The following is a 25,289-nucleotide window of genomic DNA, read 5'->3' as shown; positions in this document are numbered from 1 at the left end:
TTTTAAACCATTAAGTCTAAACCTAATTAGGATTAAAAAGAAAAAACTTCAGAAAAATCTGAAGTTTTTAGTTTTGTATTTTAGAAAAATTACTTTTCTTTTCTTCTTCTTTCTAATTCTTTTTGAATCAATGAAAGTTCACGACCTGTTTGTCCTGCCACAGAAGTATTTTCCTGTGCTCTTCTGGTAAGATAAGGCACTACATCTTTCACTGGTCCGTAAGGTAAGTACTTGGTAACATTGTATTTTTTCTCACCAAGGTAATAAGTTATGTTATCACTCATTCCGTATAACTGTCCGAAATGAATATTTTCGTGGTCATGAGGTAAACCTTTGGCTTGCATTTTATCCATCGCCAATTCTGTAGATTTCTCGTTATGAGTCCCGAAAAATGCTGCTACTCTGTCTAAATTTTCTAAAACAAAATCTACTGCTGCATTATAATTATTATCGGTAGCTTCTTTGGTTGGCTGAATTGGGTCTGGGTAATTTTTTTCGGCAGCGCGTTCTCTTTCTTTTTCAATGTATGCACCACGAACAAATTTATATCCCAAGAAATAGTTTTTAGATTTTGCACGCTCTAAATCTTGAGCCATGTATTCTAATCTTCCTGTTCTGTACATTTGGAGTGTATTCCAGATGTAGGCTTTCTCTTTGTTGTATTTCTCCATCATTTCGTTTACCAAATGGTCTACTGCATCTTGCATCCAAGATTCTTCTGCATCAATCATCAGAATTACCTTATTGTCATAAGCCATTTTGCAAACTTCTTCATAACGATTTCTTACACGTTGCCATTCTTCTTTTTCAGAACTGGTTAATTCCTTACCCGCAGAAACATCTGCATATAGGTCTAATCTTCCGAAGCCTGTTGGCTTAAAAACTACAAAAGGAATTGCAGGATTGCCTATTGCAAATTTTATGTTTTCTTTAATTTCTTCGCAAGTTTTATCAAAAGCCGCTTCTTCTTCTTTTCCTTCAATGGCATAATCAAAAATGCTTCCTACGTGATGTGTAAACATTTTGTCTACCACTTTCATGCTTTGTTCACGAGTTTCGCCACCACAGAATTGCTCAAAAAGAGTAGTTTTTACCAAATCTGTTACAAAAGGAAAATTATTTTTAATGGTGAAATTCAGAAAGTTAATTCCCACATTGGTTACGCTAGGATATTTAATAGCGGTAAACATCCACTTAGCTTTTTCTAGTTGCGCCGTTGACTTTTCAGCAAAAGCAATTTTAGTATCGTTGAAAATTGACATATGTAATTATTTGACGCTCAAATTTAATGATTGTTATGCAAATAATAAAAAGAATTTTTATCATACTTTTTAGTAAAAAAAGGCTGTTAACCCATATCACTTTATTAAAAAACAAGATAATTTATAAATTTTAGTATTTTTTTCATAATAAAAAATGAAATTTATTACAGATAATAACCGTGTTTTTATTAGTTTTGTTAAAATTAAACAAAATCAAATGATATGAAGATTAGAAAACTTACTATTGCAGCGTTATTTTTTTCCGTTAGTTTATCATACGGACAGCAAAAAGACACCATAAAGGCAGACCGAAACATAGAAGATGTAATACTTACAGGCTCTAGAAACAAGAAAAGAACAGTAGTAAACTCAGCTGTTCCCGTAGATGTAATAGAGGTAAAACAGCTCAGCCAAAGCACTGGACAAGTAGAAGTTAATCAGCTTTTACAGTTTTCCGCACCTTCTTTTAATTCTAATAAACAATCTGGTTCAGATGGCGCAGATGCTGTAGACCCAGCTACATTAAGAGGTTTAGGCCCAGACCAAACATTATTACTCATCAATGGAAAAAGATATCACCAATCTTCTTTGGTCAATCTATTTGGAACTAGAGGAAGAGGAAACACAGGTTCTGACATGAACACTATTCCCGTTGCTGCTATCAAAAAAATAGAAGTTTTAAGAGATGGCGCTTCTGCACAATATGGTTCAGATGCCATCGCTGGTGTAATCAATGTGATTTTAAATGACCGAAATAAAGGAACTGAAGTTAATGCTTTTTATGGACTAAATGTGTTCAAAAGTCCTGGAAACAACGATGTGGTTTCAGACAAAAAACTTGATGGAAACACCTTAGACTTAAGCTTAAATACCGGGACTTCCATAGGAAAAAGAGGTGGCTTCATGAACCTTACTCTAGATTTCGTGAATAAAGATTATGCCATCAGAAATGCCAATCCAGATAAATTTGATGCACCAAGACAGCGCTTCGGAGATGCAGCAGCAAAAAACATGTACGCTTTCTTAAATACAGAAATTCCGCTTTCTGAAAACGTGAAGTTTTACAACAATTCAGGGTTTTCACATAGAAATACCAAAGCTTACGCTTGGACTAGAAGCGCAGACGCAGACGGAAATATTCCATCTGTATACCCTAATGGATTTAACCCAATTCAAGATACTAAAATTACAGATTTCACCTTTAACAATGGTTTAAAATTCAAATGGGGGAATTGGGATTTAGACTTTTATAATGCTTTAGGAAATAATGATTTCCATTATGACATTACCCATACGATTAACGCGACTCTTGGAGCCAATTCACCAACAACATTTGACGCAGGAGGACATTCTCTTTTACAAAACACTACAGGTCTAAGCGCTACCAAAAGTTTTGATGTATTAAAAGGATTAAACATTGCTCTAGGGACAGAATACCGTTATGAAAAATTCAACATCAACAAAGGAGAACAAGCTTCTTATGCAGCCTACGATATTAATGGAAACGTAGTAACAGCATCCACTCCAGCCAATTTACTTGTAACCAATCCAGATTCAGGAAACGTAAGACCTGGTGGCTCACAAGGATTCCCCGGTTATTCTATAGATTTAGGAAAGAGCAGGACCAATTATGCTGCTTATGTAGATGCAGAGTTAGACATTACTCATAATTGGATGATTTCTGGAGCAGCTCGTTATGAAAATTACAGTGACTTTGGAAGTACTTTAAATGGTAAATTTGCTACGAGATATGCTTTCACTCCAGAGTTTGCCTTTAGAGGTTCTTTTTCAACTGGTTTCAGAGCGCCATCTTTAGTTCAAAAATATTACAGTTTACAATTCACTAATTTCCAAGGAGGAGAATTAGTAACTATTCAATTAGGCTCTAATGATAGTAACCTTGCCAAAACCGCTGGTATAGAACAACTTAATGAAGAAAAATCTGTAAACGGAAGTGCAGGTTTCACTTACAACACGGGCAAATTCACCGCAACTGTAGATGGTTACATGGTAAATGTAAAAGACAGAATTGTACTTTCAGGATATTTTACCAATGCTGAGATCCCAACATTGCCTTCTAATGTAGAACAAGCACAATTTTTCGCGAATGCGGTAGATACTAAAACCAAAGGAGTAGATATTATTTTAACCTATGCAGAAAATATCGGTAGCGGAAAACTCACCACCACCCTAGCTGGAAACTTCAACAATATGGAAATTTCTAAAGTGAATGCACCAGCTTCTTTAACTGGTTTAGAAAGTATCTTTTTAAGCGAAAGAGAAAAAGCATTTATCCTAGCTTCTGCACCCAAATCAAAGATTAACCTTAATTTAAATTATAAAATCAATAAACTTACCACAAATCTTCAATTGGTAAGATTTGACAAAGTAAGGTTAATTGGTTACGGTGGAGATACTGATTTCCAAGATTATGATGCAAGAATCACCACAGATTTATCTTTCGGATATGAATTTTCAGATAAATTTTCTTGGGTTCTAGGTGGGAAAAATATCTTTAATAGATACCCAACACTACAATATGACCATGTTTCTGATGGAAATACAGAATCTGGAGGTATTTTTGACCCAGTTCAAATGGGGTTTGCAGGAAGACAGGTTTACACTATGCTTACTTACAAATTCTAATTTTTTAAACAAGACAAGACAAAAATCACGGCACACCAAAAATTTGGTGTGCTTTTTATTGTTATTTTTGCAAAAATTTTTAGCATGCTTTCTATTTTAGACTCAGAATTTTCAGCACTTAATACCTTTATACAAGAAAAAAATCCTAGTCAGATATTCATATTGGTAGACGAAAACACTCATCAACATTGCCTTCCTACACTTTTAGGAAATCTAGATACCGATATTCACTTCGAAATCATAGAAATAGAATCAGGAGAAGATGCTAAAAATATTTCTACCGTTGTTCAACTTTGGGAGATTTTATCAGATTTTGAAGCTGATAGAAAATCATTACTTCTCAATTTAGGAGGTGGGGTGATTACAGATTTGGGCGGTTTCGTAGCATCTACTTACAAGAGAGGGATTTCTTTCATCAATATTCCTACTACACTTCTAGCAATGTGTGATGCTTCTATTGGAGGAAAAACAGGAATAGACCATCAATATCTCAAAAACATTGTAGGAACTTTTGCCGAAGCAGAGCATATTTTGGTTTATCCAGAATTTTTAAAAACGCTGGACTTTGTAGAGCTAAGAAGCGGTTTTGCAGAAATGCTAAAACATGGCTTAATTGCAGATGTTTCTCACTGGAATGATCTCATTACCATAGAAGAACTTTCGCCCGAAAATATCGCTTCGCATATAGAAAACTCTATGATGATTAAAGAAAATGTGGTGGTAAAAGATTACAAAGAAAAAAGTCTTAGAAAAATATTAAATTTTGGTCACACTATTGGTCATGCTGTAGAAAGTCTTTGCCTGAAAACACATCACGTAATTCCACATGGTGAAGCGGTAGCGCTTGGAATGATTATCGAAACGAAAATTTCAGAGTTAGAGAATCTTATTTCGCCAGAAAAAGCGCAACACATTATTGAAAATATTCAAAAATACTATCCATATATTTCGATTTCTGCATTTAGCAATGAAGAAATTTTCTCACTGATGCTCAATGACAAAAAGAATGACCATGGAAAGATTAATTTCTCTATTCTAGAAGGTTTAGGCAAATGCAACTATGACTACAAAGTAAGTCAAGAGCACATAGAACAAGCTTTAGATTACTACAGAAATATCAATGCATAACATAATAAAAACCCTTTAACAAAAGGTTTTTTGGCAACATATTTGAAAGTTTGGCTTTGGCCAAACTTTTTTTTATAGAATTCTGTAAAAAACAATGAAAATTTTGTAAAATAAAATTTTCAGAAATGCTACAACTTTGCCTTACAAATCTGAACAACTTTTCTTTTTTATAAAGCTTAAAAGTATGGAGCAAAAATTTTGAAACAATTGTTTAAAATTTTATAACAAGAAGCATTTGTGAAAATTGAAACTTTGCAAAGACAAAAACATAAAACTTAAAAATTAGAAATTAATAAGAACAAAAAATTTAAAATTATGAAAAAATTATTTTTAACCGCTGCAGTAGCAGTAAGCTCACTGACATTTGCACAGCAATTCGGAGCAAAAGCAGGTATGAACGTTTCATCTATTTCAGACGAAGGATTTGATGACACTAAATCAAAAGTAGGTTATTACGCAGGTGTATTTATGAACGTTCCAGTTTCAGAATCATTCAGCATTCAACCAGAAGTTTTATATAACAATTTAGGCTCTAAAGTATCTTCTACCGTATTAGGAACTACTTATTCTTCTACCCTTAACTTAGATTACGTAGCAGTACCTGTAATGTTCCAATACAAAGCCACTCCACAGTTTTATCTAGAAGCAGGTCCAGAATTTGGATTTTTAGTAGGCGCTAAACAAAAATATGATGATGGTAACTCATCAAGCGTAACAGAGTTAAATAAAGATGACTTCAATAGCTTCAACATGGGAGTTGGTCTAGGTCTAGGATTTGACATTTCTAAAAATGTAGGTCTTAACGCAAGATATGTAGCTGGCTTCAGTGACATCACGAAAGAATCAGGACCTTCAACTGACGCGAAAAACAAAAACAATGCTTTTCAAGTTGGTTTAAATATAAAGTTCTAATGAAAGAACACTTGATGAAAAAAAATAAAAAGCCGAAGAATTTTCTTCGGTTTTTTTATTGCTGCATATCAGAGTATTGAGCATTCGGTAACATTTTTGGCATGTTCTTTGGAAATATGAAAATATCAAACAAATATTTAATTAAGAAAAATAAAGATTATGAAAAAAATATTTTTGGGATTAACCGTTTTAGCAAGTTCACTTTCTTTTGCTCAACAATTTGGAGTAAAAGCAGGTCTTAACTTATCAGACATTTCTAATACCTCTACCGCAGTAGACACGAAAATGAAAACTGGATTTTATGCAGGTGTAACAGCTACTTTCCCGATTACAGAATCTTACAGCATTAAACCAGAATTGGTATACAACCAAATGGGAGCAAAAACCGATTTATATGATTTCGGAGGAATTATTGGCCAAGTTTCTACAACAACTAAACTAGATTATCTATCATTACCGATTATGTTACAGTATAATTTGCCAAGTAATTTATATTTAGAAGTGGGACCAGAGTTTAGCTACATGCTTTCTGCAAACCAAAGTTTAAATACTATTATTTCACCTTCTACAGATATTAACATGGATTACTTAAACCGATTCAACGTAGGTGCTGGAGTGGGCGCTGGACTTAAAATCAATGAAAATTTAGGCATCAACGCTCGTTATACTTTCGGTTTAACAGGAATTGGAAAAAATGGAAACGTAACCGATTATTTCTTAAGCAATTCTAAGAATAACAACTTACAAATAGGTCTTGATTTCAACTTTTAGAACACTAACACTTTCATACATACAACCCTATCATTAACAAAAAAACTCGAGAAATTCTCGAGTTTTTTATTATTTATAAGTCTAAGATTAATCAAACAAATGCGTCTCTTTTGGCTTATTTACCGGATATTTTTCTGTAAAACAACCGAAACAATGGTCAGAAGAACCTAAAATCACTTTTAAATTATCAATGCTCAAAAATTCTAGGCTGTCTACTCCTAAATAATCTTTTAATTCATCCACAGACATATTCGCTGCAATTAAATCATCTTTTTTTGGAGTATCAATTCCTAAGAAACATGGCGCAATAATAGGCGGAGAAACACTTCTGAAATGAATTTCTTTCGCTCCACTGTCTCTTAAAATTTTCACCAATCGTTTAGAAGTTGTTCCTCTTACAATAGAGTCATCAATGATGACCACAGATTTTCCTTTAATTTCAGAAACAATAGGGTTTAATTTAAGATTTACCACTCTTTCTCTCATTTCCTGAGACGGAACAATAAAACTTCTTGCAATGTATCTATTTTTAATTAAAACTGGTCTAAATGGTATCCCAGAAGCTTTAGAATAGCCAATTGCAGCTGGAACCCCAGAATCTGGAACCCCAATTACCACATCTGCTTTTACAGGAGCTTGTTCCCAAATTTTTTCGCCAGACTTTTCTCGGATTTCATGTACATTAATTCCTTCTAAAGTGGTATCAGGTCTTGCAAAATAAATATATTCAAAAGCACAGATTCTTCTTTCACAATTTTCTTTAACCAAGAAACTCTGTAAACCTTCGTGATGCTCAGAAGTGTAAACAATTTCACCAGGAAGAATATCTCTTACATATTGCGCTCCTACAGCATCTAGTGCGCATGTTTCAGAAGCACAAGCGAAAGTTTTTTCATCTATCGCTCCTAAAACCAAAGGACGAATTCCGTGAAAATCTCTGAAAGCAAAAAATTTATTTCTAGTCATTCCTACAACGGAATAAGCACCTTCTATTTTTTCCATGGTAGCTTTTATCGCACCACGCAATCCTAAATCTAGATTTTTCTGAATCAATCTCAGTATTACCTCAGAATCTGAAGTTGCTTTAAAAACTACACCTTCAGCTTCTAACTCCGCTTTGAGTTCTTGCGCATTGGTTAAATTACCATTATGAGCAATAGACAAAATAATTTGGTCGTACTCATTTTTCGCAAAAAATGGCTGAAAATTATAGGTTTTTTTATCTCCAGCAGTAGTATAACGCGTGTGTCCTATCACTGCATTTCCCAATAATGCTTCAGGATTTGGAATGGTTTTAAAAACATCCAGTACCAAACCCTCATCTTTTACCGTAATAATTTTGCCTTGAGAAGAAACAGAAATACCGCAAGCTTCTTGCCCGCGATGCTGCAAAGCAAACAACCCGAACTGCGAAAGCGAGAATGTATCTACTTCATTATCAGAATATAATCCAAAAATACCGCATTCTTCTTTTGGAGCATCTAAGAATTCCTCTTCTTGAGTCCTTAAAAGATTTCTGCCATAAAACTCTTGGCTAAATTGTTCTTGATATGTTAATTTTATATCTTTCATTTTATTTATAAATAGGTGAAAATCTTTCAGAAAATTACTTTCCTAGAGCTTTTTTCAATCTTTCATAGATTTCTACGTACGCTTCGGTTACTTCTCCTAAATCACGTCTAAATCTATCTTTATCCAATTTTTTCATGGTATCTTTATCCCAAAGTCTGCAAGTATCAGGAGAAATCTCGTCTGCGAGAATAATTTTACCATCAGATGTTTTTCCTAATTCGATTTTGAAATCTACCAAAATAATGTTCATCTTGTCAAACAATTCTTTCAGTAACTCATTGATTTTGTTAGTTAAAGCATACATTTCATCTAATTCTTCTTTCGTAGCAGCTCCTAGGAAAATGGCGTGATAATCATTAATCAAAGGATCTCCCAATTCGTCTTTTTTGTAACAAATATCAAAAATAGTCACTGGAGATTTAATTCCTTCTTCTACTCCTAATCTTTGAGCCATACTTCCTGCAGCATAGTTTCTCACCACCATTTCTAGAGGAATAATGTTCACTTTTCTTACCAATTGTTCTCTTTCATTTAATTGTTTAATGAAATGAGTTGGGATTCCTTTTTCTTGTAAATATTCAAAAATTAGCGTCGTAATTGCGTTGTTCATTTCGCCTTTCAAATCGAAACTTCCACGTTTTTGTGCATTAAATGCTGTGGCATCGTCTTTGAATTTTACGATTACTTCTTCTGGATTTTCTGTTGCGAAAACTTGTTTTGCTTTTCCTTCGTAAAGCATTTCACCTTTATTCATATCTAACTTTTTATTTAGGATTTATTTAAAATATTCAACTCCGTTTCTGAAAATATTATGATAATTAGCGGTAGGAATGTTTTTGAACAAACCTTCTGCGAAACGTTCTGGGTGCCCCATTCTTCCAAAAATCTTACCACTTTCGCTGGTAATTCCTTCAATTCCGAACAGCGATTGATTAGGATTAAATGGCATTCCGTGTGCTATATTCCCATCAGTATCGATGTACTGCGTAGCAATCTGACCTTTTTTATATAAATCTAGCAACACTTCTTCCGAAGCCATAAATCTACCTTCACCGTGAGAAATCGGGATGGTATAAACCTCGCCTTTCATTCCCTTTAACCAAGGAGAATCATCATTGATGACTTTTACATCTACCATCTGAGAAATGTGTCTTCCAATAGCGTTGTGCGCTAAAGTTGGCGATGTTTCATCTAAATCTCTGATTTCTCCATAAGGAAGCAAACCAGATTTTACCAAAGCTTGAAAACCGTTGCAAATTCCCAAAATCATTCCGTCTCTGGAAAGTAATTCGTGAACTGCATTTTTCATCTTTTCGTTCTTCAAAACATTCACAATAAATTTAGCGGAACCATCTGGTTCATCACCTGCTGAAAAGCCTCCTGAAAACACTAAAATCTGTGACTGTTTAATTTTTTCTACCCAAGCTTCTATACTTTCATCAAGCAATTGATGGGTTAAATTTTTCAGTGGTAAACTATCTACTAATGCACCTTCTTTTCTGAAAGCATTTTGTGTTTCGTATTCACAATTGGTCCCTGGGAAAATTGGCGCAAAAACTCTAGGTTTTCCTATTTTATGAGAAATAATGTTGATTGATTTTTTCTCTGTTCCGTTTAGATTTTCATCAAAATTAATTTGAATTCTTTCCTTTTCTTTAGTTGGAAATAAATTTTCAAATGTTACAGAATTAACTTCAAGTAATTTATTGATTTCAAAACCTAAATTATTGATTTTGATTATATTTGAATTTTTAACTTCACCTATTAATTGAAGTAAATTACTATCTAGTTTTTCAGTAGATTCTATTACTAATCCACCGATATTTTTTTCGAGTAAGAATTTTTCATCAATAGAAATTTCTGCACCTATAAGATTTCCAAAACTCATTTTAGCAACCGCAACTGCAATTCCACCATCTTTAATGGTTTTAACAGAAATGATTTTTTTGTCTTGAATCCCTTGATGAACATAATCAAAAACTTCGATTAAATTTTGATAATTTGGCAATCCATTTTCTTGAGTTTTGTGATGGAAATGATAAATGAAGTTTCCAGCTTTTTTGAACTCAGGAGAAATAGTGTTTAATTTTTTTCCATCAGCACAAGCGAATGAAATTAAGGTTGGCGGAACGTTGATATCTTGATACGTTCCACTCATAGAATCCTTACCTCCAATTGCTGCTAAACCAAGGTTCATTTGCGCATCATAAGCACCTAAAAGTGAAGCTAAAGGTTTGCCCCATTTTTCAGGTTGGTTTCCTAGTTTCTCAAAATATTCCTGAAAACTCAGTCTGATATTTCTAAAATCACCTCCCATTGCGACGATTTTAGCAACAGATTCTACAACTGCTAAACTTGCCCCAATCATAGAATTTTGTTTGGAAATTTCAGCATCAAAACCCCAACTCGCATAAGAAACCGTTTCAATATTTTCAGCATTGAGAATCGGCAAAGTTTGCACACAACCTTCGGTTTCAGTAGTTTGATATTTCCCACCGAAAGGAAGCGCAACTGTTGTAGCACCAACTGTGGAATCAAACATTTCAACCAATCCTTTTTGAGATGCCGTATTTTTTTCTGCTAAAATTTTGTAGAAATTCTCTTCATTAAATTCAATAGAATTTGAGTTAACTTCTTGCAAATGAGATATTTTAGCATCTTGTTTCTTTGCGCAACCACTTGTATCGAGAAAAGCTCTGCTGAGATCTACAATTTTTTGTCCGTTCCAGAACATTTGCATTCTTCCGCTGTCTGTAACTTTTGCAATTTCAACGGCTTTTATATTTTCTGCTTCACAGAATTTGATAAATTTTTCTTTTTCGTGAGCTTCAATAACTACCGCCATTCTTTCTTGAGATTCCGAAATAGCGAGTTCTGTTCCATTTAAACCTTCATATTTCAAAGGTAAAATATCAAGGTTAATTTCCAGTGAATCAGCAATTTCGCCAATCGCAACGGAAACTCCACCCGCTCCAAAATCATTTGATTTTTTAATCAACTTTGTTACTTCTGGATTCCTGAACAATCTTTGAATTTTACGTTCTTCCACAGCATTTCCTTTCTGCACCTCAGAACTCATGGTATGAATTGAAGTTTCGTCTTGCTCTTTAGAACTTCCCGTTGCACCACCAACCCCATCTCTTCCTGTTGCACCACCTAAAACAATTACTACATCTCCAACAGCTGGTTTTTCTCTGCGAACCCAATCTTTAGGAACCGCCCCTGCAACAAAACCAACTTCCATTCTCTTCGCTTTGTAACCTTCGTCATAAATTTCAGAAACATGAGTAGTTGCCAACCCAATTTGATTTCCGTAAGAAGAATAGCCATTTGCCGCTTGTTTAGAAATGGTTCTTTGTGGCAATTTCCCTGGCAAAGTATCAGAAATAGGCTCTAAAACATCTGCAGCACCTGTTAAACGCATCGCTTGGAAAACAAAAGCTCTACCGGATAATGGATCTCTGATTGCACCACCTAAACAAGTAGAAGCACCACCAAAAGGTTCAATTTCTGTAGGGTGATTGTGCGTCTCGTTTTTGAATAACAAATACCATGGCTCTTTTTTGCCATCAAATTCAGCTTCAATTTCTATAGTACACGCATTGATTTCATCTGAAACTACAAGATTTTCTAGCCTGCCTGTTTTATGGAAATATCTTGCGCAAACAGTAGCTAAATCCATCAATGAAACAGGTTTTGCTTCTCTGCCCAAGAATTTTCTTTTTTCTAAATAATCATTAAAAATATTTTCTAAAGTCTCCTTGAACTTTCCTTCAAATTGAATATCAGTTAGTTCTGTTTCAAAAGTAGTATGACGACAATGATCGCTCCAATACGTATCCAAAACTTTTAGTTCTGTTTCGGTAGGATTTCTGTTTTCTGATTTAAAATAGTCTTGAATGAACTGCAAATCATCAAAACCAAATGCAAAACCGTGATTGTTGTAAAAATCGTTAAGTTGTTGAGTTGTTAAATCGTTGAAATCGTGATAAATTTTGATTTTATCTGGAATTTCTTCCGCTGGAATTTCTAAAATTTCAAGATTTTTTTCTTGAGATTCCACTTTATTGATGAGTAAATTTTTGATTTTAGGCAAATCAGCATCATTGATTCCTTGTAATTCAATCAATTTACCACTTCTTACGGTAGATTTCTCATTTCCAGTGAGTAAAGCAATACATTGCTGTGCCGAATCTGCTCTTTGATCATATTGACCAGGAAGAAATTCTGTTGCAAAATAAATGGATTTTGCAGGATTTTCATGATGCAAAATATCCACTACTGGATCTACGAAAGTATTGTTGACTACTTTTTCAAACTCCAATTCGTCTAAGCCAAAAATATCATAGATATTAAAGACTTTCACCGATAGAATGTTTGGCAAAATCGATTTAATTTCATTTAAAACTTTAGGACTTTCTACATCGAAAATTCCTCTTTTTTCTACGAAAATTCTTTTTTTATGAGACATTAGATGTCAGATTTTATTAATAATTAACTATTACTGTATATAACTTCCTCCTTGATTATTATCTAAATATAATTGCGCTCCGGCAATGTGAACATCCCTTTCGATAAAAATACCTGAATGGTCCCTTAATAAAAGTATGGAACTGCCACATCCAGAAAATTTATTGAAAACGTTTTTTCTAAAAAAGCCTCCTTTATCTATAACCTTTTGTTCATCATTTAAAACACTTTTATGGAAATTTCTTCCTTCTTCTATCAAAAATATGAATTTTAAGTTTGGATGAATTTTTTCAAAATTTTTAACCTGTATATTTTTAATATTTCCCTCACCTATAAATGAATAGTCAGCTGAATTTCTTCTGCATGGGTCATTTTTAAAAACATAATTTATCACCAAATCTTTATTATCAATATTGATTTTTAGTTCATCTTTTAAGTGATTAATTAATTTATTATAATTTTCATCATTTATTATAAAACGGTCTTTTATTACCATATTCATGGTTGTTTTATAATTTACAACTTCTCCATTTGTTGGGTTAAATTCTAAAAAACTATTTGATGTAGGTTTATTAATAGAATAACAGTTTAACAACATTGTCAAAGAAAAAAAATAAAAAAATTTAATCACAACTTTTTTCATATGTGGTTTTTAGTTTTTTTATTAAATTAATTTTAAAGTATTATGAAAATTTATTTTTATTAATATTAACAAAAAGTGCAGCGACAACGCTGCACAAATTTATACTTTTAGTTCTGATTCTAAGCCAATTAGGTCGGCGTATTTTTCTAAAACAGGTTGAATCTCTTGCTGAACAAATTCCTCGGTTTGGATAGGTGCGAAGCCGATGAAATTTTTAGGGTCTAGAACCTCTTTTAATTTCGACTTGTCTAATTTCAGGGAGTCGTCATTCATGATCCTTTCGATTAAGTCATTTTCTTTGCCTTCCATTTTTACCTTTTTCGAGGCTTCCATAGAATGAACGCGTATCACTTCGTGAATTTCCTGTCGGTCACCACCTGCTTTTACTTCCTCCATGATGATGTATTCTGTCGCCATAAACGGAAGCTCTTCCATAATATGTTTATGAATTCTGTTTTCGTATACTACGATACCATTCATAATGTTATTCCAAATCAATAAAATAGCATCTACTGCTAAAAACGCTTGAGGAATTGTTAATCTTTTATTTGCAGAATCGTCTAAAGTTCTTTCGAACCATTGAGTAGCCGCTACCATTGCAGATGAATTTTGCAATGACATCACATATTTTGCTAATGCAGAAATTCTTTCAGAACGCATAGGATTACGTTTGTAAGCCATCGCAGATGAACCAATTTGATTTTTCTCAAAAGGTTCTTCTATTTCTTTTAAATTCTGTAAAAGTCTTAAATCGTTGGTGAATTTATGAGCAGATTGTGCAATATTTGACAATAACGCCAAAACTTTTGCATCAATTTTTCTATCGTAAGTTTGACCAGAAACTCCGAAAACTTTTTCAAAACCAAAACGTTTGGACAATTCTTTGTCTAAGTGTTTCACTTTAGAATAATCTCCGTTAAAAAGCTCTAAAAAGCTTGCTGCGGTTCCTGTGGTTCCTTTTACACCTCTAAATCTTAATGTTTCGAGGAAAAATTCTAATTCTTCTAAATCCAGAAGTAAAGATTGCAACCAAAGCGTAGCACGTTTTCCTACAGTAGTTAACTGTGCCGGTTGAAAGTGTGTGAAACCAAGCGTTGGTAAATCTTTATATTGAAGTGAAAAATCAGAAAGGTTTTTAATCACATTCACCAATTGTTTTCTGATAATTTGCAGTCCGTCTCTAATTTGAATAAGGTCTGTATTATCTCCTACAAATGCCGAAGTTGCACCTAAATGAATGATTGGTTTAGCTAATGGTGCTACATCTCCATAGGTATGAACATGTGCCATCACATCATGACGAAACTTCTTTTCGTAGTGTGCTGCTTTTTCGAAATCTATGTTTTCTGAATGTTCTTTGAGCTGAGCAATTTGCTCATCGGTAATGTCTAAACCGAGGTCTTTTTCTATTTCTGCGAGCGCAATCCACAGTTTTCTCCAAGTTCTAAATTTCTGATTAGGCGAGAAATTGAAGAGCATTTCTTCACTAGAATAGCGCTCTTCTAATGGATTTTTATAAGAATTCATCGAAGGTCTTTTTTTACTTTTATTAGATGCTCAAAAATACGATAATAATGCTTTTGGCACCAATTTATTTAAAGAAAATTAACATTTAATTAACTTTCAATAAAAAACGCAGGAAAATTTCCTGCGTTTCATATTTATTTTCTGCCCGTAAAATCCTTCATGGTATCATAAATTCCAAAGACGTTTTTCATCACCCAATCAAAGGCTGGAATTGGTAAAATTCCTTGTGAAAGACGGATAAACCAATAAGGAAGTGGCATTGCCAAAATCTTGGTTCCTTTTTCTATGGCTTTGATAATTCTTTCTGAAGTTGGTTCTGGTTCTAGAATCGGAAGTAATTTAGATTTAACTCCGTCAAACATTCCTGTGTTGATGTAAAAAGGCATAATCGTAGTGACAGAAATATTCTTACCCAGTTGTTGCATTTCTAATCTTAAAGAATCACTCCAACCGTTTACTGCCCATTTTGAAGCTGCATAAACAGACATTTTAGGATTAGAAATCAATCCTGCTGAAGAAGCGATATTACAAATGGCTCCAGAGTTTTCTTTCATCATCTCTGGTAAAAATTCTAGTGCGATGTGCATTAAAGCGTTAGCATTAATCAATAGAGATTTCTGAATTTGTTCGTGGGTATGTTCATGGAAATATTTCCCTACTACAATTCCTGCATTGTTGATGAGAATATCTACTTTTCCCACTTCTGTTCTTACTCTTTGTGCAGCGTTTTTAATTTCCTCTAGATTAGAAACATCTACTTTATATGTAGAAATCTCTTTCCCAAATTTTGCAAATTCTTCTTTAGTTTTGGCTAAACCTTCTTCATTAATATCCCAAATAATCAAATTTGAGGCACCTCTTTCCAGAGATTTTCTTGCCATGATTTTACCAATTCCAGAGCAACCACCTGTAATCAGTACTTTTTTATTTTTAAACTCCATATCAATTATTTTTTCTTTTATTAAACAGGGTAAGATACTTCAGAAAAGCATTCGTTTTCTTTAAAATTCTAAAAACTATTATTTCTCACATAAAGTCTTTTGAAAACTGAGAAAATATTGCATCAAAAATCTACAGTTTATTTTATCTTTGTGAAAATCAATGTCTAAAATAATGAATTACGCTGATATTTTACAACAACAGAAAACTTTTTTTAACACTCACGCTACCAAAGACTTAAATTTCAGGAAAGCACAATTGCAAAAGCTGAAAAAAGTAGTAAAAAGCAATGAAAAATTACTGTATGATGCCATTTATCAAGATTTCGGGAAATCTGAATTTGAAACTTTCGGCACTGAAATTTCTTTTGTTTATAAAGATATCGACTATTATTTAAAAAATTTAAAATCTTTTGCCAAGCCCAAAAATGTTCTCACCAATATTGTAAACCAAATGGGAAGCAGCAAAATCGTTTTTGAACCGCTCGGAAACTGTTTGGTTATCGGTGCGTGGAATTATCCTTATCAATTGACTTTAACACCTGTAATTGCTGCAATTGCCGCTGGAAACACTTGCATGATTAAACCCAGCGAACTGCCTGAAAGCACGATGAAAGCCATGGCAAAACTCATCAATGAAAATTTTGATGCTCAATTTTTATACGTGGTAGAAGGCGGTGTAGAAGAAACCACAGCGATTTTAAAACTAAGATTTGACAAAATATTTTTCACTGGAAGCCCAAGAGTTGGAAAAATCGTTTACAAAGCTGCTGCAGAACATTTAACGCCAGTAACTTTAGAATTGGGTGGAAAATCTCCAGCATTCGTGACCGAAAAAGCTGATTTAAACATTGCAGCGAGAAGAATTGTCTGGGGAAAATTCATCAACGCTGGTCAAACTTGTGTAGCACCTGATTATCTGTACGTTGCAGAAAATATTAAAGCGAAATTTTTAAAAGTTCTCATCGAAGAAATCAAAAAAAGAAACTATACTGATAACGTAGACCATTATTGTAAAATCATCAACGAGAGGAATTTTGACCGATTAGAAAAGATGATTGACCACGAAAAAGTGGTTTTCGGAGGCGAAACTAACCGTGAAAAAAGATACATCTCACCTACTGTTTTAGACAACGTAACTTGGGAGGATTTAGTAATGCAAGAAGAAATTTTCGGTCCTATTTTACCGATTTTGACTTATAAAAATCTAGAAACTGCAATGCAAACCGTAGTGGAAGGTGAAAAACCGCTTTCTGCCTATTTATTCAGCAATGATGCTAAAGAACAAGAACTTTTCACCGAGAAATTAAGTTTTGGTGGCGGCTGTATCAATGATACTTTGATGCATTTGAGCAATGACAGACTTCCATTTGGAGGTGTAGGAAATTCTGGAATCGGGCATTATCATGGAAAATTTGGATTTATTGCATTTTCTCATCAAAAAGCAATTCTCAAAAAATCTAATTATCTAGAGCCAGAATTGAAATATCCTCCTTATTCTAACGCTAAGCTCAATATTTTGAAAAAATTATTGTAAAATTTACAAAAAAAAGAGTTGAAAAATTTCAACTCTTTTTTTATTATTTTTTAGGTTTCCAAGCTTCGAAGAACGTTTTTACTTTTTCTAGGCTGTAGCCTTTTCCTTCTTCCAGCGAACCGCTTTCTTGCGTATGAATTTGCTTTCCATTTTTATCAAGAACTATGAAAACAGGATAACCATATTTTTCACCGGGATTTCCGTATTGCGCAAAAATTTTCTCGTTTTTATTTTTCGGAGAATAATTTAAGTGATAATAAATGTAATTTTCATCTACCAAATTCTTTAATTCTGGGGTAGTTTGCACGAAATTATTAAATCTCAAACACCAAATACACCAGTTTCCTCCTGCTTGTAGCATGATGTTTTTATTCTCTTTTTTCGCTTTTTTTACCAATTCTGCAATTTTTTGTTCTGCATTTTCGGCTTCGTCATAAGGTTTTGCATAAGAGGCCTTTTCTGCTTCTGATTTTTTCTTAGCTTCTAATTTTTCAGCTCCTGTCAAAGTAGAAGTTTGTGCCGAAAAAACAGTTGGCAACAAAATGCTCACAAAAGCTAATTTTAGTATTGATTTTTTAATGTTCATATTTCTGTAAGATGAAGTTAGTATTTTCGATTTTTATTTCGGTTCAAATATAATAAATAAACAACTAAAGTAATGATTTTGTAAATTTGCAACTTAATTTAGAACCGTGAACCAATTATCATTCCAAATATTATTATTTTTTTCTAAACTTCCCTTAAAAGTACTCTATCGCTTTTCGGATGTATTTTTCTACCTTAATTATTATATAATCGGGTATCGAAAGAAAATGGTTTTAGAAAATCTTAGAAATTCTTTCCCCGAGAAATCTGAAGCAGAATTGAAAGATATCAGCAAAAAGTTTTTTAGAAACTTTGGCGATTTTATGATAGAAACACTTAAAATTTTCTCAATAAGCGAAAAAGAACTCTCTGAATTGGTAGATTATAGAGGTCTCGATGTTTTAAAAAAAGCGCATGAAGAAAAGAAAAATGTGATTTTATTGGCTGGGCATAATTTTAACTGGGAACTTTCTATTGCTTTACAAAACAATGTCCCTCAAGAAAATTTTTATGGCATTTATAAAAAACTAGAAAGCGATTTTTGGGACAAAAAAATCATTCAGTCTAGAGCAAAATTCGGAATTAAATTACTGGAAACAAAAAATGTAATGAAACATTTTTTCACTGAAAAAAGTGATGGAAATTCTCTTTATGGCTTTGCTGCAGATCAATCTCCGTTTAAAACCAAAATCCAACTTGGTGTAAACTTCCTAAATCAAAGGACTCCTGTTTTTACAGGGTACAACAGGTTGCCAAATAAAGAAAATCTCATGTATTGTTTTACAGAAATCATTAAAGTAAGACGCGGTAAATATCAATTAACCTTCTCAGAAATCACTCCAGAAAACGAAACATTCGAAGGTGAAGAATTGGTGATTAAATACATGAAATTATTAGAAGAACTCATCAAAAAACAACCTGAAAACTGGCTTTGGACACATAAAAGATGGAAATATAAAAACCGTCTTACTGATGAAATGATGTACCAAGGAAAAGACTACCCTATTTAACGAAAATTTTATTTTGAAAACTGCTATCGCTATACTCAATTGGAACGGAAAAAAATGGTTAGAAAAATTCTTACCAAACGTGTTAGAATATTCTGACGAAGCTACGGTTTATGTAATAGACAATGCTTCTACAGATGATTCTGTTGCTTTTGTAGAAAAATATTTCCCTACCGTAAAAATCATCATCAATGCTAAAAACTCTGGCTTTGCTGGTGGTTACAACGAAGGTTTACAACATATAAATGAAGAAATCTATTGTTTGCTGAATTCTGATGTAGAAGTGACCGAAAATTGGATTACACCTATTCTGGAACTTTTTGACAAAAATCCTGATATCGCTGCAATTCAGCCTAAAATTAGGGCTTTTAAAAATTCAAAATATTTTGAATTTGCAGGTGCAGCAGGCGGGATGATTGATCATCTTGGTTATCCTTATTGTAGAGGGAGAGTTTTCGAAACGATAGAAGAAGATTTGGGACAATATGATGATGAAAAAGAGATTTTTTGGGCAACTGGTTGTGCTTTATTCATTAGAAGAGAGGATTTCTGGAAGATGAAAGGTTTTGATGAAAGATTTTTTGCCCATCAAGAAGAAATAGACTTATGCTGGCGTCTCAAAAATGCTGGAAGAAAAATTTATTATTGCGGAAAATCTACTGTTTTTCATGTTGGCGGTGGAACACTTAACAAGCAATCTCCACAAAAAACGTTTCTTAATTTTAGAAACAATTTGACCATGCTCCTTAAAAACTTACCTACTTCTAGTCTTTTTTGGATTATTCCATTAAGATTGGTTTTAGATGGAATTGCAGGCATTTATTTCGGGATGAAAGATGGATTCCCTCACTTAATTGCCGTACTAAAAGCACATTTTGGTTTTTATGGAATGTTTGCCGAAAGTTTAAAATTAAGAAGCAAACATCAAATTAAAGACTATTACCAAAGTAAATGGTTGATTTTTAAACATTTTCTTTAATATTATTTCAAAAAAATACACATGAATTTTGTTGCATTAGATTTCGAAACAGCTACACACGAGAGAAACTCTGCGTGTGAATTAGGAATCTGCGTGGTAGAAAATTCTGAAATTGTAGAAACCAAAACTTGGCTCATTAAACCGCCGAGTTTCCCTTATTTCAATCCACACAACATCAATGTTCATGGGATTTATCCAAAAGATGTAGCTCATGCTCCTACTTTTGACGAAATTTGGTACGAAATAGAAGATTTGCTCTACGGAAATCTTATGATTGCCCACAATGCTTCTTTTGACGCAGGAGTTTTGCGCAGTTGCCTTGATTATTATGGAATTTTCAAGCCTAAAACAGAATATCTCTGCAGCATACAGATTGCCAAAAAATCTTGGAAAAATCTAACGAGTTATGGTTTGAAAAACCTCGCTAACTGTCATGATATACAATTTACGCATCACCGAGCTGGAGCAGATGCAGAAGTCTGCGCTAAAATTTCTTTATTGGCCTTTGAAAGACTTCTGATTACTGAAAATGATGAATTACCAGCACTTTTTAGTAAGAATTTGAAAGTTTTATAATATCTAAAATAAAAAAGTCAGAACACCAGCTCCGACTTCTTTACGTGAATTTTTATTTTAAAACTAATTGCAAAGGACTTCTGAAACCAGATTAAATTTAGGAATATCAGACTCAAAATTTTCTAGAGTTTCTAAATTTTTAAAAATGTAATTTCCTTGCATATTACCTACTCCTGAACGCAAAATGACGTTAGAAAAGTAGCTGAAAGACTCTCCTGGTTGTAATTCTGGTGTCATGCCGATTACGCCATCTCCCATCACTTCTGTAAATCCGAAACTTACATCATAAATAAGCCACCTTCTTTTCATGAGTTTTACTGCATCATTTCCTAGGTTTTCTATGACAATATTGTATCTGAAAACAAAGCGATTATCTGCAGGAAAGGAGTTTTTAACATCATATTCTGGGATTACAGAAACTTTGATGTTTTGAGTAATTGAAGAATACATTTTTAAAATTTTATGATGAAATAAAGATAACAAAAATCCCGCCGAAAAATCAGCGGGAGTTATTTATTTCATAAATACTTAATATTTATGACTTTTTTTTCTAAGAAATTAAAGTTCTAGGGCTTTTCTTTCGTCGCCACCCATTAGAATTTCTACTGGATTGTCTAGCGCTTCTTTTACTGCAACTAAGAAACCTACAGATTCTCTACCATCAATAATTCTGTGGTCATAAGAAACTGCTAAATACATCATTGGTCTGATTTCTACTTTGCCATTTACCGCAACTGGTCTTTCGATAATGTTGTGCATACCTAAAATTGCAGATTGAGGTGGATTGATAATTGGTGTAGAAAGCATAGACCCGAAAACACCACCATTGGTAATGGTAAATGTACCGCCTGTCATTTCTTCGATGGTGATTTTACCATCTCTTACTTTGGTTGCTAGTTCTTTAATACTTGCTTCTACTCCTCTTAAAGTAAGGTTTTCTGCATTTCTTAATACAGGAACCATTAAACCTTTAGGGCCAGAAACAGCGATAGAAATATCACAGAATTCGTTGTTGATTTTATAATCTCCATCAATCATTGCGTTTACATCTGGATACATCTGTAAAGCTCTGGTTACCGCTTTTGTAAAGAAAGACATGAAACCAAGACCTACTCCATGTTTTGCAGCGAATTCTTCTTTGTATTGTTTTCTGATTCTGAAAATTTCAGACATGTCAACTTCATTGAAGGTAGTTAACATTGCTGTTTCGTTTTTCACAGAAACCAATCTCGCAGCCAATTTTCTTCTCAAAACTGAAAGTTTAGTAGTGGTTTGAGCTCTGTTACCAGAAGAAACACCCATTGCTGGAGCACCAGGAGTTGCATTAAGCGCATCTTCCTTGGTAATTCTTCCGTCTCTACCTGTTCCTGAAACTGCAGAAGCATCAATTCCTTTTTCGTCTAGAATTTTCTTAGCAGCTGGAGATGGCGAATTGGTAGCGTAAGTAGCAGCTGGAGCAGCAGCAGGTTTTGGAGCCTCTACTTTTGGAGCTTCTTCAGTTTTTGGAGCTTCTGCAACCGTAGCAGCAGCACCTTCTGGTTTAGCAGCACTCATATCAATTAAGCAAACTACTTGACCTACTTTTACTACTTCTCCTTCTTCCGCTTTTAGGGTAATGATCCCTGCTTGTTCTGCTGGAAGTTCTAGTGTAGCTTTGTCTGAATCTACTTCAGCAATTGCTTGATCTTTTTCTACATAATCTCCGTCTTTTACCAACCAAGTTGCAATTTCTACTTCTGTGATTGACTCTCCCGGAGAAGGAACTTTCATTTCTAGTATTGACATTGTATGTATTTTTTTATTTTAAATATTAAGTAAGTTTTCTTTTGAAGGTTAACTATTTTTTAGTCATTTACAGTGGTAATAGGTTTTACTAACTCTACATTCTCTTCTGCTATCCCGAAAACTCTATTGATGACTCCTTTTTGGTTTTTCTCAAATTTCTTATGAGTACCAGGAGCTGGCGTTCCACTTGCAACAGGAGCGATTACTTGAATGTTTTCGTTACGGAAATTACGCAACATATATGTCCAAGCTCCCATATTTTCTGGCTCTTCTTGCGCCCAAACAAATTCTTTTCTATTAGAGTATTTATCGAAAATACCTTGAATAATTTCTGGATTCAATGGATATAATTGTTCGATTCTTACCAAAGCAACTTTATCATCATTTAATTCTTCTTTCTTAGCCAGTAATTCATAGTATAATTTACCAGAACAGAAAACTAATTTTTCTACTTTTTCTGGTTGAGCTGTAACATCATCAATTACTGGTTGGAAACTTCCGTTTGCTAAGTCCTCTACAGTAGAAATTACTCTTGGGTGACGAAGTAATGATTTAGGTGTCATCACCACCAATGGTTTTCTGAATGGGAATTTTTGCTGACGTCTTAATAAGTGGAAATAATTCGCAGGTGTAGTACAATTCGCCACAATAATGTTTCCGTTTGCACATAAATTGAGGAATCTTTCTAATCTTGCTGAAGAGTGTTCTGCACCTTGTCCTTCGAAACCGTGAGGTAAAAGCATTACCAAACCGTTTTGAACTTTCCATTTTTCTTCTGCTGCTACTAAGTATTGGTCAATAATAATTTGAGCTCCATTCACGAAATCTCCAAACTGTGCTTCCCAAATTGTTAAAGTATTAGGAGAAGCCATCGCATAACCATAATCAAAACCTAAAACACCATATTCTGAAAGGTGAGAGTTGTAAATATCAAACTTGTTATCAGAAACTTGTTTTAATGGAACGTATTCTTCTTCATTATCTTCTGTTTTTACCACTGCATGTCTGTGAGAGAAAGTACCTCTTTCTACGTCTTCACCAGAAATTCTTATGGTGCTGCCTTCGGTAAGAAGTGTTCCATACGCTAATAATTCACCCATTGCCCAATCTAGAGCATTATTTTCTACCATTTTTACTCTGGCTTCGAATAATCTAGAGATTTTATTGATGAATTTTTTATCTGCTGGCAATGTAGAAATTTTAACGGCTAATTCTCTTAGTTTTTCTACATCATAAGTGGTATTATATTTTTCTAAAACTTGCTGAAGTTTTCCTAGTGAAGCATAATTTTTCCAGTCATCTTCCATGAAAATTGCCATGGTATTTCTTTCGATTTCCTTAGCTTCATCAAAGTTTTGGTCTAATAAATTTTTAAATTCTTTTTCCATTTCAGACATTACAGCATCTGAAACCACTCCTTCTTCTACGAGTTTTTTCTTATAAATTTCTCTGGGATTAGGGTGTTTAGAAATAGTTTTATACAAACTAGGCTGGGTAAATCTTGGTTCATCTCCTTCGTTATGACCATATTTTCTATAACCTAATAAATCTATGTATACATCTTTACCAAACTGTGCTCTATAATCTGCTGCAAATCTAATGGCGTGAACTACTGCTTCTACATCATCTGCATTTACATGCATTACTGGAGAATCTGTAACCTTAGCAATATCTGTACAGTAAATAGAAGAACGAGCATCTAAATAATTGGTAGTAAAACCAACTTGGTTATTCACTACAATGTGAACCGTTCCACCTGTTTTATAACCTTCTAACGTCATCATCTGTGCTACTTCGTACACAATTCCTTGTCCTGCGATTGCAGCATCACCATGGATAACAATTGGCAATACTTTTTTAGCATTTCCTTGGTAAGTGTGGTCAATTTTAGCTCTAGAAATTCCGCCAACCAAAGAAGCTACGGTTTCTAAGTGTGACGGGTTAGGAACTAAGTTAATTCTTACCTCTTCACCAGAAGCTGTAGTTATTTTTTTAGATGAACCCAGGTGATATTTTACGTCACCAGAGAATACATCTTCTTCAAATTCTTTTCCTTCGAATTCTGAGAAAATCTGCTTGTAAGATTTCTGGAAAATATTGGTTAAAACATTTAATCTACCTCTGTGAGCCATCCCAAGAATTACCTCATCTACTCCATGAAGAGAAGAACGAGAAATTAATTGGTCTAGCGCAGGAATTAATGATTCTCCACCTTCTAGAGAGAAACGTTTTTGACCTACGAATTTTGTATGCAAGTAGTTTTCGAAAGCTACTGCTTGATTTAATTTATGTAAAATCTCTTTTTTCTCAGCTGCAGAAAGAGTTGGGTGATTTTCATTCACATTAATCCATTCTCTGATGAATTTTTTCTCTTCTACGCTTTGAATATGCATATATTCTACCCCAATAGAATCACAATATCCTTTTTCTAAATGATTAATGATTTCTTGAAGTGTAGCTGCACCATTCATACCAGCTTCTGTAGCAGAATTAAATTTGGTTTGTAAATCTGCTGGAGATAAACCAAAATTCTCTATCGATAAATCTGGAGAATACGTTCTACGTTCACGTACAGGATTGGTCTTGGTAAACAAGTGACCACGTCTTCTGTAATCATTAATTAAATTGATTACTTTAAACTCTTTTTCAATGTTTTCTGGAATATTCCCAGTAGCGACTACATTAGAAGCTAATTGGGTAATAGAAACCTCATCGTCACCATAATTTGCTATTGCAAAATCAAAACCTTGGAAAAATGATTTCCACGAAGGTTCTATAGAATCTGGGTACTTTAAATATTGCTGATATAAATCTTCAATAAATTGAGAATGTGCTGCATTTAGAAATGAAAATCTGTCCATTTTCTGCCTTTTTCTTTGTTAGAAGTATAGTTTAGGCAAAATTACTAAAAAAAAGCGAATAAAGGAACTTAAAAATGTGGTTAAAAGGTA

The 25,289-nt window shown here is 33.6% G+C and carries 19 protein-coding genes; 8 read left to right on the top strand and 11 right to left on the bottom strand.

Going from position 1 to position 25,289, the window contains the following annotated elements:
* Positions 1-89: 89 nt before the first annotated feature.
* Positions 90-1,262: a proline dehydrogenase family protein gene (locus tag N7277_RS07310; RefSeq protein WP_274778919.1), complete on the bottom strand. Its 1,173-nt coding sequence runs from the start codon at positions 1,260-1,262 to the stop codon at positions 90-92.
* A 222-nt stretch (positions 1,263-1,484) separates the two neighbouring features.
* On the opposite strand from N7277_RS07310, the gene N7277_RS07305 reads away from it, so the two are divergent.
* The 4 genes from N7277_RS07305 to N7277_RS07290 all read left to right on the top strand — a co-directional run bounded on the left by N7277_RS07305 (position 1,485) and on the right by N7277_RS07290 (position 6,719).
* Positions 1,485-3,908, top strand: coding sequence for a TonB-dependent receptor plug domain-containing protein (locus N7277_RS07305; protein WP_274778918.1), 2,424 nt, complete (start codon positions 1,485-1,487; stop codon positions 3,906-3,908).
* Positions 3,909-3,992: 84 nt separating this feature from the next.
* Entirely contained in the window at positions 3,993-5,036 is a 1,044-nt protein-coding gene (gene aroB / locus N7277_RS07300; protein WP_274778917.1) for a 3-dehydroquinate synthase, read from the top strand.
* Positions 5,037-5,351: 315 nt separating this feature from the next.
* Positions 5,352-5,948 (top strand): porin family protein, encoded by a 597-nt coding sequence (locus N7277_RS07295; protein ID WP_274778916.1) that lies wholly within the window; start codon positions 5,352-5,354, stop codon positions 5,946-5,948.
* A gap of 159 nt (positions 5,949-6,107) precedes the next feature.
* Positions 6,108-6,719 (top strand): porin family protein, encoded by a 612-nt coding sequence (locus N7277_RS07290; protein WP_274778915.1) that lies wholly within the window; start codon positions 6,108-6,110, stop codon positions 6,717-6,719.
* An 87-nt stretch (positions 6,720-6,806) separates the two neighbouring features.
* On the opposite strand, the gene purF is transcribed toward N7277_RS07290, so the two are convergent.
* The 6 genes from purF to N7277_RS07260 form a co-directional block, all read right to left on the bottom strand.
* Positions 6,807-8,291, bottom strand: a complete 1,485-nt coding sequence (purF, locus tag N7277_RS07285) for an amidophosphoribosyltransferase (protein WP_274778914.1) — start codon at positions 8,289-8,291, stop codon at positions 6,807-6,809.
* A 34-nt stretch (positions 8,292-8,325) separates the two neighbouring features.
* Positions 8,326-9,045 carry a phosphoribosylaminoimidazolesuccinocarboxamide synthase gene (gene purC, locus N7277_RS07280; protein ID WP_274778913.1) on the bottom strand — a complete coding sequence of 240 codons (720 nt, stop codon included), beginning with the start codon at positions 9,043-9,045 and terminating at the stop codon, positions 8,326-8,328.
* Positions 9,046-9,066: 21 nt separating this feature from the next.
* A complete protein-coding gene (locus N7277_RS07275; RefSeq protein WP_274778912.1) occupies positions 9,067-12,762 on the bottom strand; it encodes a phosphoribosylformylglycinamidine synthase in 3,696 nt (1,231 codons plus the stop codon).
* Positions 12,763-12,792: 30 nt separating this feature from the next.
* A complete protein-coding gene (locus N7277_RS07270) occupies positions 12,793-13,404 on the bottom strand; it encodes a hypothetical protein (protein WP_274778911.1) in 612 nt (203 codons plus the stop codon).
* Positions 13,405-13,503: 99 nt separating this feature from the next.
* Positions 13,504-14,931: an adenylosuccinate lyase gene (gene purB, locus N7277_RS07265; protein ID WP_274778910.1), complete on the bottom strand. Its 1,428-nt coding sequence runs from the start codon at positions 14,929-14,931 to the stop codon at positions 13,504-13,506.
* Positions 14,932-15,065: 134 nt separating this feature from the next.
* On the bottom strand, positions 15,066-15,872 hold the full coding sequence (locus tag N7277_RS07260; RefSeq protein WP_274778909.1) for an SDR family oxidoreductase: 807 nt from the start codon (positions 15,870-15,872) through the stop codon (positions 15,066-15,068).
* 172 nt (positions 15,873-16,044) lie between these two features.
* On the opposite strand from N7277_RS07260, the gene N7277_RS07255 reads away from it, so the two are divergent.
* Entirely contained in the window at positions 16,045-17,406 is a 1,362-nt protein-coding gene (locus tag N7277_RS07255) for an aldehyde dehydrogenase (RefSeq protein ID WP_274778908.1), read from the top strand.
* A 43-nt stretch (positions 17,407-17,449) separates the two neighbouring features.
* Here N7277_RS07255 and N7277_RS07250 read toward each other — a convergent pair whose 3' ends face one another.
* Positions 17,450-17,986 carry a thioredoxin family protein gene (locus N7277_RS07250; RefSeq protein ID WP_446715137.1) on the bottom strand — a complete coding sequence of 179 codons (537 nt, stop codon included), beginning with the start codon at positions 17,984-17,986 and terminating at the stop codon, positions 17,450-17,452.
* A gap of 112 nt (positions 17,987-18,098) precedes the next feature.
* On the opposite strand from N7277_RS07250, the gene N7277_RS07245 reads away from it, so the two are divergent.
* From N7277_RS07245 to N7277_RS07235, 3 genes are read left to right on the top strand one after another with little or no spacing between them, the layout of a single operon-like run.
* Positions 18,099-19,001 (top strand): lysophospholipid acyltransferase family protein, encoded by a 903-nt coding sequence (locus tag N7277_RS07245; RefSeq protein WP_274778906.1) that lies wholly within the window; start codon positions 18,099-18,101, stop codon positions 18,999-19,001.
* A gap of 13 nt (positions 19,002-19,014) precedes the next feature.
* On the top strand, positions 19,015-19,977 hold the full coding sequence (locus tag N7277_RS07240; RefSeq protein WP_274778905.1) for a glycosyltransferase family 2 protein: 963 nt from the start codon (positions 19,015-19,017) through the stop codon (positions 19,975-19,977).
* A 21-nt stretch (positions 19,978-19,998) separates the two neighbouring features.
* Entirely contained in the window at positions 19,999-20,553 is a 555-nt protein-coding gene (locus tag N7277_RS07235) for a 3'-5' exonuclease (RefSeq protein ID WP_274778904.1), read from the top strand.
* Positions 20,554-20,616: 63 nt separating this feature from the next.
* Here the strand turns inward: N7277_RS07235 and apaG are convergent, their stop codons facing one another.
* From apaG to N7277_RS07220, 3 genes are all read right to left on the bottom strand, one after another.
* Positions 20,617-21,003: a Co2+/Mg2+ efflux protein ApaG gene (gene apaG / locus N7277_RS07230; RefSeq protein WP_274778903.1), complete on the bottom strand. Its 387-nt coding sequence runs from the start codon at positions 21,001-21,003 to the stop codon at positions 20,617-20,619.
* A 108-nt stretch (positions 21,004-21,111) separates the two neighbouring features.
* Positions 21,112-22,338, bottom strand: coding sequence for a 2-oxoglutarate dehydrogenase complex dihydrolipoyllysine-residue succinyltransferase (odhB, locus tag N7277_RS07225; protein WP_274778902.1), 1,227 nt, complete (start codon positions 22,336-22,338; stop codon positions 21,112-21,114).
* 59 nt (positions 22,339-22,397) lie between these two features.
* Positions 22,398-25,199, bottom strand: coding sequence for a 2-oxoglutarate dehydrogenase E1 component (locus tag N7277_RS07220; RefSeq protein ID WP_274778901.1), 2,802 nt, complete (start codon positions 25,197-25,199; stop codon positions 22,398-22,400).
* Between the last annotated feature and the right edge of the window lie 90 nt (positions 25,200-25,289).

Origin of the sequence: Cloacibacterium sp. TD35 (genome assembly GCF_028864635.1) — a bacterium.
In the GTDB taxonomy this organism is placed as follows: domain Bacteria; phylum Bacteroidota; class Bacteroidia; order Flavobacteriales; family Weeksellaceae; genus Cloacibacterium.
The sequence above is the reverse complement of the archived record's forward strand: the minus strand, read 5'-3'. Positions and strand labels throughout refer to the sequence as shown.

Bases quoted from the DNA above. Each gene is read 5' to 3' on its own strand.
- N7277_RS07310 (WP_274778919.1), bottom strand. From the start codon at position 1,262: ATGTCAATTTTCAACGATACTAAAATTGCTTTTGCTGAAAAGTCAACG.
- N7277_RS07305 (WP_274778918.1), top strand. From the start codon at position 1,485: ATGAAGATTAGAAAACTTACTATTGCAGCGTTATTTTTTTCCGTTAGT.
- aroB (WP_274778917.1), top strand. From the start codon at position 3,993: ATGCTTTCTATTTTAGACTCAGAATTTTCAGCACTTAATACCTTTATA.
- N7277_RS07295 (WP_274778916.1), top strand. From the start codon at position 5,352: ATGAAAAAATTATTTTTAACCGCTGCAGTAGCAGTAAGCTCACTGACA.
- N7277_RS07290 (WP_274778915.1), top strand. From the start codon at position 6,108: ATGAAAAAAATATTTTTGGGATTAACCGTTTTAGCAAGTTCACTTTCT.
- purF (WP_274778914.1), bottom strand. From the start codon at position 8,291: ATGAAAGATATAAAATTAACATATCAAGAACAATTTAGCCAAGAGTTT.
- purC (WP_274778913.1), bottom strand. From the start codon at position 9,045: ATGAATAAAGGTGAAATGCTTTACGAAGGAAAAGCAAAACAAGTTTTC.
- N7277_RS07275 (WP_274778912.1), bottom strand. From the start codon at position 12,762: ATGTCTCATAAAAAAAGAATTTTCGTAGAAAAAAGAGGAATTTTCGAT.
- N7277_RS07270 (WP_274778911.1), bottom strand. From the start codon at position 13,404: ATGAAAAAAGTTGTGATTAAATTTTTTTATTTTTTTTCTTTGACAATG.
- purB (WP_274778910.1), bottom strand. From the start codon at position 14,931: ATGAATTCTTATAAAAATCCATTAGAAGAGCGCTATTCTAGTGAAGAA.
- N7277_RS07260 (WP_274778909.1), bottom strand. From the start codon at position 15,872: ATGGAGTTTAAAAATAAAAAAGTACTGATTACAGGTGGTTGCTCTGGA.
- N7277_RS07255 (WP_274778908.1), top strand. From the start codon at position 16,045: ATGAATTACGCTGATATTTTACAACAACAGAAAACTTTTTTTAACACT.
- N7277_RS07235 (WP_274778904.1), top strand. From the start codon at position 19,999: ATGAATTTTGTTGCATTAGATTTCGAAACAGCTACACACGAGAGAAAC.
- apaG (WP_274778903.1), bottom strand. From the start codon at position 21,003: ATGTATTCTTCAATTACTCAAAACATCAAAGTTTCTGTAATCCCAGAA.
- odhB (WP_274778902.1), bottom strand. From the start codon at position 22,338: ATGTCAATACTAGAAATGAAAGTTCCTTCTCCGGGAGAGTCAATCACA.
- N7277_RS07220 (WP_274778901.1), bottom strand. From the start codon at position 25,199: ATGGACAGATTTTCATTTCTAAATGCAGCACATTCTCAATTTATTGAA.